The sequence below is a fragment of the Nocardia asteroides genome (genome assembly GCF_900637185.1).
GTDB classification, from domain to species: domain Bacteria; phylum Actinomycetota; class Actinomycetes; order Mycobacteriales; family Mycobacteriaceae; genus Nocardia; species Nocardia asteroides.
In genome coordinates this window covers 6,783,558-6,798,000 of the sequence record NZ_LR134352.1, presented here as the reverse complement: position 1 = coordinate 6,798,000, position 14,443 = coordinate 6,783,558, and the positions used below count along the sequence as shown (strand labels likewise).

The following is a 14,443-nucleotide window of genomic DNA, read 5'->3' as shown; positions in this document are numbered from 1 at the left end:
CTCAGAGGCCACGGAGTCCACGCAAAGTCCTCTCCATCAGTGATCGGCGTTCGTCGTAGCTCGCCTGCTCGGTCAGCGTCGAATGCACTCGAAGAATCCCGCCGACAACGAGATCGCCGATCATCACCCGGACCATACCCAGTGGGCGGCCGAGGTATGCAGCTATTTCCGCGACCGAGAGCCGATGAGTCCCTAGTCGCACGATTTCGGTACGCAGATCTCCTGCGGGCCATTCCATGTTGTACGCGACCGTCTCCACGACCGCCTCCAGCGGCAGCGTGACGGCGGGTTCGGTCCGGCCCGAGGTCAGCGCGTAGGGCCTGACCCTGGTCGTCGGCCGGTTTTCTGCTCCGTACGGGCTCGACATCTCACCTCAGCCGGCGGAGCGGGCGGTGGCGGTGACCGCCGAGCCCACCCGATCGACGAGCAACGCCATCTCGTAGCCGATGCGGCCGATGTCGTGGCTCTTGTTGGCCAGAACCGCCAGGTGCGAGCCGTTTCCGACGCTCATCACCAGCAGGTATCCGCGCTGCATCTCCACGATCGACTGCATCACCTTGCCACCGTCGAACAGGTGCGCCGCACCCATCGACAGGCTCGCCAGGCCCGCGGTCACCGCGGCCAGCTGCTCGGCCCGGTCGGACGGCAGGTGCGGGCTGGTCGCCTGCAGCAGACCGTCGGCCGAGACCAGCACCGCGTGCGAAACGCCGGGCACGTCCCTGGTGAAGCGGGCGACCAACCAGTTCAGATTCTCGTCTGTGGGATGCGCGTTGCTCATTCGAGGCCTCCGTCGTTGTACTGGATCTCGGCACGGCCACTGCGAACGCCGCTGAGATGTCTGGTCAAGTTGCTGCGGATCTCCTCGGGATCGCGCGCGCCCGCTTCCTCGGCGGGCGCTAAGCCGCCGGGGACGAGCTGGGCGCCCGGTTTACGGATCGGCAGGCCGCCGACGGTGCGCGAGGAAGTCTGCGGATTGCCCGCGCTGGCCGCGGCCGACCAGCCCGCGTCGCCGGGGGAACTCCATGATGCGCCGTTGCCGCCGGATTCGACAGTGGCCGAGGCGGGTTCGACGAGCCATTCCGAGACCATCCGCTGATAGATCGGGGTCGGGGCCTCACCGGGCACCGGCTGCAGCCGGGTGCTCGAGGTCGGCATCGGGTCGGCCGCGGCGACCGGAGCCGGCTGCTGCACCGGGGCGGGCGACTGGACAGGCTGCTGCGTCGGCGCCGGCGATTGGACGGGCTGTTGCACCGGGGCGGGCGACTGGACCGGCGCCGACGGCGGCACGGGCGTCGGCTCGGGTCGCGGTTCCGGCGCCTGCCTGCGCGGCACCTGGTTCGCCTCGGTGAGCTCGGTGAGCGCGGAAGCCGGAACACGCTGCGGCAGACCGACGGGGCGCGGCGCGGGCTCGGCCCGCGGCGGGACCGGCGCGGCGGGGACCGGCAGGTCGTCGGTGTCGTGCTCGTGCTCGGCCCACAGCCCGGTGGGCTCGTCGGGTTCCGGTTCCGGCTCCGGCGCCGCGACGCGGGCGGGCTCCGGCGGCAGGCCGTTGGCTGGCCTGCGCTGCGGCAGCCCCGACGGGGTGAACGGCGGCCTGGCGATGTCGGTCTGCTCGGTGTCGTGGTTCGGCACCAGCGGATTCGGGCCGGTCGGCGTCGCACCGTAGGGCGCGGCGCCGTTCGGCGCGGTGACCGGGTTCGGGCCGGTGATGTCGGCCGGGGTCAGCGCGTGCGGACCCATGGCGGCCGTGGCCAGCGCGTGCGAGCCGGTCGACACGATCGGGTTGGGACCCGTCGCCGGACCCGACAGCGAGGGCGGCGGCGGGGCGACCAGCGCGCTGGGCAGGTGCACGCTCGCGGTGATGCCGGGCTGCGGCGCCTGGGTGGTGGTCCGGCGCAGGCTGACGGTGATCGTGTGCCGCTTGGCGAGCCTGCCGACCACGAAAAGACCCATCCGGCGGGCGGTCTCGATGGTGACCTCACCACCGGAGGCGAGCCGGTCGTTGGTGGTCTGCAGATCGTCGGCCGACATGCCGAGGCCGCGGTCGGTGATCTCGATCAGGTAGCCGCCGTCGACCGCGCGGCCGACGATGACCGCCACCGACGTGCTCGGCGGCGAGTAGCGCAGCGCGTTGTCGATGAGTTCGGCGAGCAGGTGCTCGATATCGACCGCGGACTCACCGGCGACGATGCCGTCGGGCACGTTGCCGATCTCGACGCGCTGGTAGTCCTCCACCTGGGAGACCGCGCTCCACAGCATGTCCGACAGCGGCACCGGCGGCAGATGGCCGCGGCGCAGCACGGTACCGGCGAGCACCAGCAGGTTGTCGCCGTTGCGGCGCATGCGGGTGGCCAGGTGGTCGAGCCGGAACAGTGTCTGCAGCCGCGACGGGTTGTCCTCGTCGTGCTCGAGCTCCTCGATCAGGGCCAGCTGCTGTTCCACCAGCGACTGGCTGCGGCGCGAGAGCGTCTCGAACATGTTGCCGATCTGCAGGCGCAGCCGCGCCTGGTCGGCGGCCAGGTTCAGCGCCTGCTCGTGCATCTCGTCGACGGCGCGGGCCAGCTGACCGACCTCGTCGGTGGAATGCACGCCCACCGGGGTGATCTCGGGCGTCGCGCCGCCGCTGCGCACCACGGCCAGCTCGTCGGGCAGCTTCACATGGGCCACCTCGAGCGCGTCGCGGCGCAGCCTGCGCACCGGGACGACCAGGGTGCGGGCCACCGCCAGCGCCAGCGCCAGACCGGCCAGCAGCATCCCGAGCACCAGCGTGGTCTCGCGCAGCGCGTTGGTCTGCGCGTCGGAGGTGTTGGTGTCGAGGGTGTGGTCGATGTTGTCGAGCAGGGACGCGATGCTCGAGGCGTAGGTGTCGGAGCTGACCTGCAGGGTGTTGAGCAGCGCCGGATTGGTGGTGGGGTCGCCGTTGTTCTGGCTCAGCACACCGATGCGGGTCTGCACGGCGTCGAGCAGCGCGGCGGTGCTGCCCGCGTTCTCCGGCATGATCATGGCGTAGGTCATGATCGTGGTGGCCTCGGAGCCGAGCTCCACCAGCATCCGCCCGCGCACGGCCATGCTGCGGCCCGCGTCGGGGGTGGCGATCAGCATGCGCTGGTGGGTGAGCACCCTTCGCGCCTGGTGCAGCGCGCTGAGCTGCAGGAAGTAGCGCTGGACCACGAAGTCGTCGACCTTCGGGGTCTTGGTGAGGGCGTTGCCGATCCGCTCACCGATCTCGTCGGTCTGCTCGCCGACCATCGCCGGGGAGCCGCCGCGCACGGTGTTGCGCAGGGTGGCGCCCAGCGTGGTGGCCGCGGTGATCTCGGCCGCGATGTCGGGCTCGACCTTGGCCGAGCGCAGCGCGCTCTGCACCTCGGCGAGCGCCTGGTCGTAGTTGGTGAGCGCCGCGTCGGTCTGCGGGTCGGCGATGGCTCCCCAGTTGGCGGTCGCCGCGACGGCGAGTTGCTCGGTCGCGGTGGCGAATTTGACGACCGGCCGGATGACGGTGGCCTGTTCGGTCGCCGCGCCGAGCTGGGTCATCATTTGCAGTTCGTTGTTGATGCGCAGCACGGCGAACGTGGTCGCCAGCATCACCGGCAGCACCAGCACCACACCGACCTTGCGCGTAACCGACCAGTTCGACAGGCTGAATTGCCAGGAGCGCGATGCAGGTTCCATCCGCGTGCGTTGCCTCTGCTTCCACGTATGACCCGGGCCCGCGCGGGGAGGTCGCGGAGGATGCGAGCGCAGAACCAACTGGAGGTCTTCAATTACCGCAGGAAAGATACCGTGCTGGGTGGTCAACGGCAATCCGGGCCGTGTACCCGGAAATTCGCCGAATATGCGCTGACACAAAGACGATTCGCTCTGAGTTGTCAAGAGCGACAGGCCGCGACACCGATCCGGGTCCGCCACGCGGGGCGTGACCCTCTCAGTGCGTTCTCAGTCGGTCACGGCAAACTGAGCACATGCGCATTCTGGTAGTCGACGACGATCGCGCCGTGCGGGAATCACTGCGCCGGTCGCTGAGCTTCAACGGCTACACCGTCGACCTGGCGGTGGACGGCATGGACGCCCTCGAAAAAGTGGCCGCGGCCAGGCCCGATGCCCTCGTGCTCGATGTGATGATGCCCCGGCTGGACGGGTTGGAAGTGTGCCGCCGCCTGCGCAGCACCGGCGACGATCTGCCGATTCTGGTATTGACCGCCCGCGATTCGGTCTCCGAACGCGTCGCGGGGCTCGACGCGGGCGCCGACGATTATTTGCCGAAGCCATTCGCGTTGGAGGAATTGCTGGCGCGTTTACGCGCGTTGCTGCGCCGACGTGCGCCCGACCCGGGCGAAGCCTCCGAAGCGATGGTGTTCGCTGATCTGTCGCTGGATCCGGTGACCAGGGAGGTGGCCCGTGGCGAGCGCGCCATCAGCCTCACCCGCACCGAGTTCTCGCTGCTGGAGATGTTGATGGCCAATCCGCGCCGGGTACTCACCCGCGGCCGGATCCTGGAAGAGGTCTGGGGCTACGACTTTCCCACCTCGGGAAATGCGCTGGAGGTCTACATCGGCTATTTGCGCCGCAAGACCGAGGCCGACGGGGAGGAACGACTGATCCACACCGTGCGCGGCGTCGGCTACGTGCTGCGCGAGACCCCTCCGTAGGCGGCGGGCATGGCCTCCAAGGAACCCGCGGTCGCGGTGCTGCGCCCGGCGGACGCAAGCGAGATGCGTCCGCCGATGCCGCTGACCCGCTCGGTGTCGCTGCGCTGGCGGGTCACCCTGCTGGCGGCCTCGGTGGTGCTCATCGCCGTCGCGGTCACCTCCATCGCGGCCTACGCGATGGTGGCGCGCGCCCTCTACGCCGACGTCGACGCCCAGCTCGAGGCGCGCGCGGCGACGATGATCAACAACAACTTCGAGACGCTGGGCTTCCAGTCGATCGTGCTGGCCGGGCTGTTCTCCAACGATGTCGGTGTCGCGCTGATCTACGCCGACCACAAGCCGTACATGCCACCGCAGCAGACCATCCCGCCGGTGGGCGCCCAGGAGCTCGCGGTGGCCGACGGCAAGCTGAGTTCGTCCCTGCGCACCGTCGGTGACCAGCGGGTTCTCGCCGCGCGCACGCATTCCGGCGCCACCCTGATCATCTCGCAGAAGCTGTATCGCACCCGCGAGGTGCTCGACCGGCTGGCGTGGCTGCTGTTCGTCGTCGGCGCCTGTGGTGTGGTGCTGGCCGCCGCGGCGGGCACCGCGGTGGGCCGCACCGGCCTGCGCCCGATCGCCCGGCTCACCGCCGCCACCGAGCGCGTCGCCCGCACCGACGATCTGACCCCGATCCCGGTCACCGGCGACGACGAGCTGGCCCGGCTCACGGAAAGCTTCAACACGATGCTGCGGGCCCTGGCCGAATCCAGGGATCGCCAGCGCAGGCTCGTCGCCGACGCGGGCCACGAGCTGCGCACCCCGCTGACCTCGCTGCGCACCAATATGGAACTGCTCATCGCCTCGGGCAGGCCGGGCGCCCCGCGGCTGCCCGACGAGGACATGGCCGAGCTGCGCGCCGATGTCGTTGCCCAGATCGAGGAGCTGTCCACCCTGGTCGGCGACCTGGTCGACCTGGCCCGCGAGGACGCGCCCGAAACCGTCTACGAGCGGGTGGATCTCGGCGAGGTGGCCGAGCGGGCGCTGGAGCGGGCGCGGCGCAGGCGCACCAACGTCACCTTCACCGCCGAGCTGAGCCCGTGGTTCGTCTACGGGCACGAGGCGGGCCTGGAACGCGCGGTGCTCAACGTGCTCGACAACGCGGCCAAGTGGAGCCCCGGCGACGCCGAGGTGCGCATGACCATGCGCCCGGCCGGACCGGGCCTGCTCGAACTGGCCGTGGCCGACGCGGGCCCCGGCATTCCCAGCGGCGAGCGGGAGCTGGTGTTCGAGCGGTTCTACCGCACCACGGTCTCGCGGTCCATGCCCGGTTCCGGGCTCGGGCTGGCCATTGTCAAACAGGTGGTCACCAAGCATGGTGGCACCATCGCGATCGATACCTCCGATCGCGGCGGCGCCCTGGTCCGGATCGTGCTGCCGGGCGAAGCGCCCGCGATTCCGGACGAATCCGAACCTGGCTCGAGATGATCGGCCGCGGAGTCTAGGCGAACTGACGGGGCGATCTCAGCCGCCTCTCAGTACCCGTCACGAAGCTGGTCGGCAAGCGTGAGGAGACAGACACCATGACCGACGATCCCCAGCAGCGTCCTGCTGACCAGCCCGCCGACCCCGGACCGGGCCACACGGATCATCCCGCCGAGGCACGGTTCCCCGGTCAGGGCCAGGGGCCCGCCGCCGCCCAGCCGTCCGGCCCGATCCCGCAGCCACCGTTCCCCGGCCCGGCGCACCCCGGCGGCCCCGCCTCCGACCCCGCCCGGCCCGTCGCCGGTCATCCCTACGGCTCCGCGCCGTCGCACTCGCCCGAACAGCCGTACGGCGCCGCGCCCTCCCACAGCGCCGAGCAGCCGTACGGCTCCTACGGCACCGCTCCGCTGCCCGGCGTGCCCGCTTTCGGCGCGTCCCACGGACCGCAGGCGTACGCCGGTCAGCCCGGCGCCTATGCCGCCCCGCCCGCACCGCAGCGCAAGCCGTTGCGGCTGGGCCTGGTCGCGGGCGCGACCGCGCTGGCGCTGGTCAGCGGTGGCATCGGCGGTGCCGTCGGCGTCCTGGCCACCAACTCCGACTCGGCCGCGGTGACCAACGCGCTCGACGTGCCCAAGCCCGCGGTCAACAACGTCGCCAACGCGCCGGCCGGATCCACCCAGGCGGTCGCGCAGCGGGTGCTGCCCAGCGTGGTGATGATCAAGGTGGCGGGCGCCCGCGCATCGGGGGAGGGGTCGGGGGTGGTGCTGTCCTCCGACGGCCTGATCCTCACCAACAATCACGTCGCCGCCGGGGCGGGGGCCGCGGCCAAGATGGAAGTGGTCTTCAGCGACGGCAGCACCGCGCCCGCGACGATGATCGGCGCCGACCCGGTCTCCGACCTCGCCGTCATCAAGGTGAGCGGCAAGACCGGGCTCACCCCGATCGAGCTCGGCACCTCCGACGGGCTCGCCGTCGGTCAGCCGGTGATCGCCATCGGCTCGCCGCTCGGCCTCGCGGGCACCGTCACCACCGGCATCGTCTCCGCGCTCAACCGCCCGGTCTCCACCAGTGGTGAGGGCACGCCCAGCCAGGTCAACCCGGTGATCGACGCGATCCAGACCGACGCCGCGATCAACCCGGGCAACTCCGGCGGCGCCCTGGTCGACGGCCAGGGCAAGCTGATCGGCATCAACACCGCCATCGCCAGCCTCGGTGGCGAGGCGGCCGGCGGCGCGCAGAGCGGTTCGATCGGCCTCGGCTTCGCGATCCCGGTCGACCAGGCCCGCCGCGTCGCCGACGAACTGATCAAGACCGGGCACGCCACCTACGCCCAGATCGGGATCAAGCTGCGCCCGCAGGACACCGCGGCGCGGGTGCTCGAGGTGACCCCCGACAGCCCCGCCGCCAAGGCGGGCATTCCGGCGGGCGCGGTCGTCACCCGGCTCGACGACCGCCCGATCGACTCCGGCGACGCGCTGATCGCCGCGGTCCGCTCGCACCAGCCGGGCGACAAGGTGAAGCTCACCTACACCGACGAGCAGGGCGGCAACGCCAAGACCGTCGAGGTCACGCTCACCGGCGCGGCCGTGGAGGGTGGCCGATGATGCGTTCGAGCGCGGCACTGTCGTGTGTAGGCGCTACGGTGATGAGCATGGACATCGATGCTCCCGTGGCAGGGCGTGCACTGGTAGTTGTGGTCGACGATCGGACGGCGCACGGCGGCGTGGATTCGATCGGCCCGCTCGTCACCGAACTGCTCAGCGAAGCCGGCTTCCTGGTCGACGCGTCGGTGACGGTGCAGGCCGAAGAGGTCGAGATCCGCAACGCCCTCAACACCGCGGTGATCGGCGGTGTCGACCTGGTGATCTCGGTCGGCGGCACCGGTATGTCCCCCCGTGACATCACCCCGGAGGCCACCGCCCAGGTGCTCGACCGGGAACTGCCCGGCATCACCGAGGCGCTGCGGGCGTCCGGCCGGGTCGCCGGATCGCTGGACGCCGGGCTCTCGCGCGGTGTCGCCGGCATCTCGGGCAGCACCCTGGTCGTGAACCTGCCCGGCACCCGCTCGGCCATCCGCGACGGCATGGCTACGCTCGGCCCGCTCGCGAGCAGGGTGATCGGCGAGCTCTCCGGATTGGACGAGTGAGCACGATGACCCGCCCGGACAGCACGTCGTCGCCCGATCCCGAGGCGGCCCGGCGCAAGGCCGCCGAGGCCGCGCGCCTGGCGCGGATCTTCGGCGACGTGCTGCCCGAGACCACCGGCGACGAACGCGGCGACGATTCACGCCGCTCCGACAGTGATGAATGGTTACGGTCGCAGGTGCCACCGCATCACGGGTGACCGTTCCGTTATCTACGTAGCGGCTACGTAATAAAGCCTCACCGAAATGTCCTTTTCGGTGTGATTGCGAACGGGTGACAATTCCTCTGGACCACGCTTCTGCGTGGTCCTTTGTCGTATGGGCCGCCAATTGCGGCCAACGGCCATCTCCGGTCCACCCCCGTTGACGCGATCATGCACGGATGCATTTATGCACGTCAAAGCATGCGGCGATGTGTGCTCCTGTGCCTGGGGTCACAATGAAATTTACGAACTCTTTCGTTGCTGGAACTACGGCACAGCGTTTAATGTTCGCCATCGAGCCATCAACTATCGGCCCCCGCAGTACCCCACTTCTGAGCGTCGAACCACCCGGTGGAGCCCTGGCTCGGGTTCGCCACACCGGCCCCGTCCGTATCGTCGAAATAACAGTTGGTTACGTAACGGCAACAAAGGGGCGACACACTGAGCTGGGCCTGTGAGGTCCACCCGTCCGGTCTCGATGGTCGAGGCCGGCTGCTAGACACTGATGAGGGGAAGTATGAGCGAGAACCGCACCACCGGTGTGCGCCGCGGAGCCCGTGCCGCGGGCGTCGGCGCTGCCGCGGCCGCCGTGGCTTTCGGCCTGCTGTCGACCGGTGCCGCCAATGCCGATACCTTCGTGCCGTTGCCGGACGGCCAGAAGGTGAGCCCTGCGGGCGTCACCATCACCCGCACCCACGAGAGCGCCCTGATCTCGCCGTCCATGGCCGCCAACGGCGCGGGCCGCGTCGTGTGGGTCTCGGGCTCCGCGATCGCCGAGGTCGCCGACACCCCCGAGGGTGAGGTCGGTCCCTGGAACGGCCCGTCCGGCCGTCCCGGCTCGAACAACTCCTCCACCCACGGCACCTCCCAGCTGAACACCGGCTACATCGTCGGTTGCCAGGTGAGCATCGCCGACGACGCGATCGGCGCCGGCGTCTCCGGTGGCGTGAGCACCGGTGGCGTGAGCGCCGGCGGTTCCATCGGTGTCAACCTGGGCCCGGGCGAGGTCAAGTTCGTGCAGATCAGCTCGAAGGACATCCAGAAGGCGGGCACCTACGCCGTCGATTACCAGGACGCGGAGATCGAGATCCAGGGCTGCGCCGGCTACGCGCAGGCCCGGGCGTACACCGTGGTCGAGATCATCGGCGACCACTACTCGAAGACCACCCTCTACGGCATGCCGTTCAGCATCGGCTGACGTCTTCGAACCGGTACGAATCTTCTTCTCGCTACGGCGAACTCACTCTTCGAGGGACAAAACCAATGATCAACCGTACGTTCATGGCGCGGATGGCGGGCGTCGGCGCCGCGGCCACCGTGGCTGTCGGCCTGTTCTCCACGGGCGCGGCCAACGCCGACACCTTCGTTCCGCTGCCGGGCGGACACATCACCAAGGTCCTCTCCGACGGCACCGTCGTCGACATCAGCCTGGTGGGCGAGTCGGCCAACATCAACCCGTCGATGGGCTCCACCCCGGTCCACCGCAACGCGTGGGTCTCCGGTAGCGCGCAGGTCACCGTCTCCGACGGCGGCAGCGGCAAGATCTACCCGGGCTACACCGTGGGTTGCCAGGTGAACATCGCCGGCGGCGGTGTCTCCGGCGACGCGACCGTCGAAAGCGACTGGGAGGGCAACGCTTCCGGTGGCGTCGGCACCGGCGGCGAGCTCTCGCTCGGCCCCGGCCAGTCCAAGTCGTTCTACATCCTCGACATCGAGAAGGCCGACGACTACGGCTCCGAGTCGCACGGCAAGAACAACAAGTTCAAGAACGGCTCCGGCTCGGTCACCTGGTCCGACTCGACCATCGGCCTCACCGGCTGCGGCGGCTACGCGCAGGCTCGCGCCTTCGTCAGCGTCGAGGTCGAGACCGACAACGTCATCAGCTGGGTGACCCTGTGGGGTCAGCCGTTCAGCCTGGGCTGATCTGCTCGATCACCAACCCGACAACGGGCCGGCCGCGAAAGCGACCGGCCCGTTTGTTGTGCCGTCGGCATACTCGGCGCTGGACATTGCGGGGTCGTCTCATTATGTTTGTGGCGAAATCGTGCTATTCAGCTTTCTCGATACACCTCCCGGCTGGGCGAGTCCGCCCTGTTGCCAGCAACGCGGTCCGCGGACCCGTTTCGGCTGGGCCCGGGCGCAACACAGATATCGGCCTCGATGGTCGAGGTCGATTTTGCGTACACCTCGAGGGGAAGTATGAGCGAGAACCGCACCACCCGCGTGCGTCGTGGCGCCTGGAGCGCCGGCGCCGCGGTGGCCGTGACGATCGGCCTGCTGTCGACCGGCGCTGCCGACGCGGATACCTTCGTGCCCTTGCCGGACGGGCAGAAGAACGGTCCCGGCGTCACCGTCATTCGGACCGGTGAGAGCGCTGTCGTCTCCCCGTCGCTGGCCGCCAACGGCGCGGGCCGCGTCGTCTGGGTCTCGGGCACCGCGCGCGCCGATGTGCAGGTCACGCCGGAGGGCGAGGTGGGTCCGTGGAACGGGCCGTCCAACCGCCCCGGCTCCAACAATTCGTCGACACACGGTGCGTCGCAGCTGAGTACGGGCTACCTCGTGGGGTGCCAGGTGAGCATCGGTGACGACGCGATCGGCGGCCAGGTCGGCCTCGGCCTCGACAGCGACGGCCCGATCGGTGAGGCCTCCATCGGCCTCGATCTCGGTCCTGGTGAGGTGGCCTTCGCCCAGATCAGCTCGAAGGACATTCTGAAGCCGGGCGTCTACTCGGTGGAGTACCAGGACGCCGAGATCCAGGTCCAGGGGTGCGCGGGCTATGCCCAGGCCCGGTCGTACACGGTGGTCGAGATCATCGGTGACCACTACTCCAAGACCACCCTGTACGGCATGCCTTTCAGCATCGGCTGAACACGAGCCGACGAAATTCTCGCTAGTTCACACGAATTCACCCTCGAGGGGTCACCAGTGATGATCAATGTTGGCAGCATGGCGCGCGCGGCCGGTCTCACCGCCGCGGCGACCATGGCGTTGGGCTTGTTCTCCACGGGTGCGGCGCACGCCGACACCTTCATCCCGCTGCCGGGCGGGCATATCAGCAAAACCCTCTCCGACGGCACCGTCGTCGACATCAGCATGGTCGGGGAGTCCGCGAACATCAATCCTTCGATGGGATCCACTCCCGCGCACCGGAATGCGTGGGTGTCGGGCAGTGCGCAGGTCACGGTGTCGGGCGGGGGCGGCGGCAAGATCTTCCCCGGCTACACCGTCGGCTGCCAGGTCAACATCGAGGGCGGCGGTCCGCAGGCCGAGGGCGGGTTCGACTCCGGTGGCGCGGTGGGCCTCGGCGGCGGTGCGCTCTCGCTCGGCCCCGGCCAGTCGAAGTCCTTCTACGTACTCGACCTGGAGATGCCCGACGACTACGGCGAGGAATCGCACAAGACCCGCAACGCCTTCAAGAACGGCAGCGGCTCGGTCACCTGGGCCGACGAGACCATCGGGCTGTCCGGCTGTGGCGGTTATGCCCAGGCCCGCTCGTTCGTGAGCGTGGAGGTGGAGACCGACAACGTGATCAGCTGGGTCACCCTGTGGGGCCAGCCGTTCAGCCTCGGCTGATTCGTCAGCGCGGGGGAATCGGGGCTCGGTCCACGGGGCCGGCCCCGATTCCCTTCTCGGCGAACGGAACTCAGTAGCTGTGCTTGCCGCCCTCGGAGCTGGCGTCGCGCTCGGAGAGCAGGTCCCGGATCTGGATCAGCACCTCGTTGTCGGAAAGCACCTCGTCGGCCTTGGAGAAGCGCTTCTTGGCCATGGTGGCGGGCAGCACCAGGACGAAGTACAGGATGACGGCGATCATCAGGAAATTGATGAACGCGGTGATGATGGGTCCGATCGCGATGAAGGTCGCGGGCTTGTCGGCGACCAGCTGGATGCCGAGTCCCATCTCGTTGGTATCGCCGAACACCGCGAGCAGCGGGTTGATGATCCCGGTGGTGAACGCGGTGACGATCGCGACGAACGCGGTACCCATCACGACGGCGACCGCCAGGTCGATCACATTGCCGCGGAGCAGGAAGTCTTTGAAACCTTTGAGCATTGCCGATGTCTCCTTCGTCTAGGAGCGGGCCGGGGGCACTGTGCTCCAGGTTCGAATGCTGTGAAACGGTCGAGCAGGTTCGTGTGTGATGCTAACCAGCATTGCGGCAAATTTCTCGCGAACTGATTCAGGGCGGGATCCGCGAGCCGTGCCCACGCGTCAGTGGAAGACGACGGTGAGCGCGGTGCGCAGCGACGCGCCCGCCACCGCCGTGGCGTTGTGGGCGTCCAGCGCGACCAGGACCACCCGTTCCGTACCCGAGCGCCGCTCGCCGCTCGTGGTGACCAGCACCACGGCGGCGTCGGTCGCCAGGGTGCGGGCCGGTTTGCTCGCGCCCGGTCCGCCCGCGTCCTCGACGCCGACCACGTCGACCCGATCGCCCGCGCGCAACACCTCGGCCACCGCCGGATCGGCCAGCCGGATGGGCACGATCCTGGCCTCGGGGCTGCCCGCCGCGGCCGCGGCCAGACGCGGGCCGACCACCCGCAGATCGGTGAAGGTCTCGCCCGCGCGCATCGCGCCGGTGAGTGTGGCGCCGAGCAGGGCGGCGGTATCGGTGGCTGAACCCGAAGGCAGGGAACGGGATTCGCGTTCGTCGAGGCGCAGATCGTCGGCGGTCAGCAGCCTGCCCGGTGCGAGGTCACGGGCGGCGACTACGACGGTGTGCCGGGCGGCGCCGGGGTCACCGCGTACGAACAGGGCCAGTGCGAGCAGGGCGAGCGCACCGGCGGCCAGACGGCGGGCGAGCAGGGCATCGGCCCACGCGGGGCGGTTACCGAGGGCGAAGCGCCAGGAACTGCCACGTCCCAGATCGGCGAGACTGCGAGTCATGCCCGAAGCCTAGGAGCGTGGCAGTGCGCGAAAGCCGCCGAAAGTCCAGGTTGTGGACAACTACGGGGCTGTGGACAAATCGGGAAGTATCAGCTGGCGGCGGCGGGGGTGGAGCTGGTGCTGGTGGCCGCCGAGCTGCCGTTGCCGCTGCTGTCCGACGAGGACGACTTGGCGGGCTCGCTCGCGGTGGACGCGCCACCCCGGCTGTCGGTGCGGTAGAAACCGCTGCCCTTGAAAACGATGCCGACCGAGTTGAACAGCTTCCGCAGCTTCCCGGAACACTGCGGGCATTCCGTCAGTGTGTCGTCGGAGAAGGACTGAACGATGTCGAAGCGGTTGTCACACTCGGTGCACGCGTATGAATAAGTTGGCACAGGATCCTCCGCAAGTCTCGTCGATCTAGCACTCTACCGCCGACACTGCCAACGTTGCGAATCGCCTTTTCATTCCGGGGAAACCGGCCGGTCAGCGCCCGAGTTCGCACAGGCCGCCGCCGGGCGTCAGTGCCCAGCCCATCCGCCGGTCGTGCGGCTCCTCCGGCAAGTGGTCGACGAGTTCATCATCGCGCACCACGGCGATCAGGCGCGCGCCGGAACCGGCGGCGCCCAGCGTCCGGTCGTAGTAGCCGGCGCCGCGACCGAGCCGGACACCGCGCCGGTCCACCGCCAGCGCGGGCACCAGGATCGTCGTGGCGGTGGCGACGGTCTCGGGCGGCAGGGTCGGCGTCGTCGGCTCGCGCAGGCCGAAGCGGGCCTTGCGCAGCGAATCGGCGCCCTCGTAGCGCGCCCAGCTCAGCGGGCCGGGTTCGCCGGTCACCGGCAGCAACACTGTGGCGTCGCGCACACGCAGCGCGTCGAGCATGCGCAGATCGCCGGGTTCGCCGCGGATCGGAACGTAGGCGCAGACCACGTCGTCCGCCCCGGCCAGCGGGCCGATCGCGGCCGCCAGCGCTGCGGCTTCGACGGCGTGCTCGGACGGCGTGACCTGTGCGCGCGCGGCGAGGATGTGGCTGCGCCACGCATATTTGGTGCGCTCACCGGGCATCTCCACAGCGACCACCCTAAGCTCTTGCCGACGCCGGATCGTCGCGACGGGCGATCGGACG

16 protein-coding genes are annotated in these 14,443 nt (G+C 69.5%); 9 read left to right on the top strand and 7 right to left on the bottom strand.

Annotation, left to right across the window (positions count from 1 at the left end; translation table 11 throughout):
- Nucleotide 1: 1 nt before the first annotated feature.
- The 3 genes from EL493_RS31450 to EL493_RS31440 are packed head-to-tail and all read right to left on the bottom strand — an operon-like array spanning nucleotide 2 to nucleotide 3,669.
- Complete coding sequence (locus EL493_RS31450; RefSeq protein ID WP_022566239.1) at nucleotides 2-367, bottom strand: DUF742 domain-containing protein; 366 nt, start codon at nucleotides 365-367, stop codon at nucleotides 2-4.
- A gap of 6 nt (nucleotides 368-373) precedes the next feature.
- Nucleotides 374-778 (bottom strand): roadblock/LC7 domain-containing protein, encoded by a 405-nt coding sequence (locus EL493_RS31445; RefSeq protein ID WP_019049250.1) that lies wholly within the window; start codon nucleotides 776-778, stop codon nucleotides 374-376.
- Nucleotides 775-3,669, bottom strand: a complete 2,895-nt coding sequence (locus EL493_RS31440; protein ID WP_022566240.1) for a sensor histidine kinase — start codon at nucleotides 3,667-3,669, stop codon at nucleotides 775-777. Before EL493_RS31440 ends, EL493_RS31445 begins: the two co-directional genes overlap by 4 nt.
- 290 nt (nucleotides 3,670-3,959) lie before the next feature.
- On the opposite strand from EL493_RS31440, the gene EL493_RS31435 reads away from it, so the two are divergent.
- The 9 genes from EL493_RS31435 to EL493_RS31395 all read left to right on the top strand — a co-directional run bounded on the left by EL493_RS31435 (nucleotide 3,960) and on the right by EL493_RS31395 (nucleotide 12,029).
- The gene (locus tag EL493_RS31435; protein ID WP_019049248.1) at nucleotides 3,960-4,646 is read left to right on the top strand and encodes a response regulator transcription factor; all 687 of its coding nucleotides are present in this window, start codon (nucleotides 3,960-3,962) and stop codon (nucleotides 4,644-4,646) included.
- A 9-nt stretch (nucleotides 4,647-4,655) separates the two neighbouring features.
- Nucleotides 4,656-6,113: a sensor histidine kinase gene (locus EL493_RS31430; RefSeq protein ID WP_019049247.1), complete on the top strand. Its 1,458-nt coding sequence runs from the start codon at nucleotides 4,656-4,658 to the stop codon at nucleotides 6,111-6,113.
- A gap of 95 nt (nucleotides 6,114-6,208) precedes the next feature.
- Nucleotides 6,209-7,714, top strand: a complete 1,506-nt coding sequence (locus tag EL493_RS31425; RefSeq protein ID WP_074965396.1) for a trypsin-like peptidase domain-containing protein — start codon at nucleotides 6,209-6,211, stop codon at nucleotides 7,712-7,714.
- On the top strand, nucleotides 7,714-8,256 hold the full coding sequence (locus EL493_RS31420; RefSeq protein ID WP_177230653.1) for a MogA/MoaB family molybdenum cofactor biosynthesis protein: 543 nt from the start codon (nucleotides 7,714-7,716) through the stop codon (nucleotides 8,254-8,256). The genes EL493_RS31425 and EL493_RS31420 overlap by 1 nt, the downstream gene beginning before the upstream one ends.
- A gap of 5 nt (nucleotides 8,257-8,261) precedes the next feature.
- Nucleotides 8,262-8,453, top strand: a complete 192-nt coding sequence (locus EL493_RS31415; RefSeq protein WP_022566244.1) for a hypothetical protein — start codon at nucleotides 8,262-8,264, stop codon at nucleotides 8,451-8,453.
- Nucleotides 8,454-8,973: 520 nt separating this feature from the next.
- Complete coding sequence (locus EL493_RS31410) at nucleotides 8,974-9,654, top strand: MspA family porin (RefSeq protein ID WP_019049244.1); 681 nt, start codon at nucleotides 8,974-8,976, stop codon at nucleotides 9,652-9,654.
- A 65-nt stretch (nucleotides 9,655-9,719) separates the two neighbouring features.
- On the top strand, nucleotides 9,720-10,379 hold the full coding sequence (locus tag EL493_RS31405) for an MspA family porin (protein ID WP_019049243.1): 660 nt from the start codon (nucleotides 9,720-9,722) through the stop codon (nucleotides 10,377-10,379).
- A 276-nt stretch (nucleotides 10,380-10,655) separates the two neighbouring features.
- Nucleotides 10,656-11,324, top strand: coding sequence for an MspA family porin (locus EL493_RS31400; RefSeq protein WP_019049242.1), 669 nt, complete (start codon nucleotides 10,656-10,658; stop codon nucleotides 11,322-11,324).
- Nucleotides 11,325-11,384: 60 nt separating this feature from the next.
- Complete coding sequence (locus EL493_RS31395; protein ID WP_030201132.1) at nucleotides 11,385-12,029, top strand: MspA family porin; 645 nt, start codon at nucleotides 11,385-11,387, stop codon at nucleotides 12,027-12,029.
- A gap of 70 nt (nucleotides 12,030-12,099) precedes the next feature.
- Here the strand turns inward: EL493_RS31395 and mscL are convergent, their stop codons facing one another.
- The 4 genes from mscL to EL493_RS31375 form a co-directional block, all read right to left on the bottom strand.
- Nucleotides 12,100-12,507, bottom strand: coding sequence for a large conductance mechanosensitive channel protein MscL (gene mscL, locus EL493_RS31390; protein WP_019049240.1), 408 nt, complete (start codon nucleotides 12,505-12,507; stop codon nucleotides 12,100-12,102).
- 159 nt (nucleotides 12,508-12,666) lie between these two features.
- Nucleotides 12,667-13,338, bottom strand: coding sequence for an SAF domain-containing protein (locus EL493_RS31385; protein ID WP_019049239.1), 672 nt, complete (start codon nucleotides 13,336-13,338; stop codon nucleotides 12,667-12,669).
- Between the two features lie 89 nt (nucleotides 13,339-13,427).
- A complete protein-coding gene (locus EL493_RS31380) occupies nucleotides 13,428-13,712 on the bottom strand; it encodes an FmdB family zinc ribbon protein (protein ID WP_019049238.1) in 285 nt (94 codons plus the stop codon).
- A 91-nt stretch (nucleotides 13,713-13,803) separates the two neighbouring features.
- On the bottom strand, nucleotides 13,804-14,382 hold the full coding sequence (locus EL493_RS31375) for a 5-formyltetrahydrofolate cyclo-ligase (RefSeq protein ID WP_030201128.1): 579 nt from the start codon (nucleotides 14,380-14,382) through the stop codon (nucleotides 13,804-13,806).
- Nucleotides 14,383-14,443 lie beyond the last annotated feature (61 nt).

Excerpts from the sequence above, each read along its gene's own strand:
- EL493_RS31415 (WP_022566244.1), top strand. The coding sequence starts at position 8,262 with ATGACCCGCCCGGACAGCACGTCGTCGCCCGATCCCGAGGCGGCCCGG.
- EL493_RS31410 (WP_019049244.1), top strand. The coding sequence starts at position 8,974 with ATGAGCGAGAACCGCACCACCGGTGTGCGCCGCGGAGCCCGTGCCGCG.
- EL493_RS31425 (WP_074965396.1), top strand. The coding sequence starts at position 6,209 with ATGACCGACGATCCCCAGCAGCGTCCTGCTGACCAGCCCGCCGACCCC.
- EL493_RS31385 (WP_019049239.1), bottom strand. The coding sequence starts at position 13,338 with ATGACTCGCAGTCTCGCCGATCTGGGACGTGGCAGTTCCTGGCGCTTC.
- mscL (WP_019049240.1), bottom strand. The coding sequence starts at position 12,507 with ATGCTCAAAGGTTTCAAAGACTTCCTGCTCCGCGGCAATGTGATCGAC.
- EL493_RS31435 (WP_019049248.1), top strand. The coding sequence starts at position 3,960 with ATGCGCATTCTGGTAGTCGACGACGATCGCGCCGTGCGGGAATCACTG.
- EL493_RS31440 (WP_022566240.1), bottom strand. The coding sequence starts at position 3,669 with ATGGAACCTGCATCGCGCTCCTGGCAATTCAGCCTGTCGAACTGGTCG.
- EL493_RS31405 (WP_019049243.1), top strand. The coding sequence starts at position 9,720 with ATGATCAACCGTACGTTCATGGCGCGGATGGCGGGCGTCGGCGCCGCG.
- EL493_RS31450 (WP_022566239.1), bottom strand. The coding sequence starts at position 367 with ATGTCGAGCCCGTACGGAGCAGAAAACCGGCCGACGACCAGGGTCAGG.
- EL493_RS31400 (WP_019049242.1), top strand. The coding sequence starts at position 10,656 with ATGAGCGAGAACCGCACCACCCGCGTGCGTCGTGGCGCCTGGAGCGCC.
- EL493_RS31445 (WP_019049250.1), bottom strand. The coding sequence starts at position 778 with ATGAGCAACGCGCATCCCACAGACGAGAATCTGAACTGGTTGGTCGCC.
- EL493_RS31375 (WP_030201128.1), bottom strand. The coding sequence starts at position 14,382 with ATGCCCGGTGAGCGCACCAAATATGCGTGGCGCAGCCACATCCTCGCC.
- EL493_RS31430 (WP_019049247.1), top strand. The coding sequence starts at position 4,656 with ATGGCCTCCAAGGAACCCGCGGTCGCGGTGCTGCGCCCGGCGGACGCA.
- EL493_RS31420 (WP_177230653.1), top strand. The coding sequence starts at position 7,714 with ATGCGTTCGAGCGCGGCACTGTCGTGTGTAGGCGCTACGGTGATGAGC.
- EL493_RS31395 (WP_030201132.1), top strand. The coding sequence starts at position 11,385 with ATGATCAATGTTGGCAGCATGGCGCGCGCGGCCGGTCTCACCGCCGCG.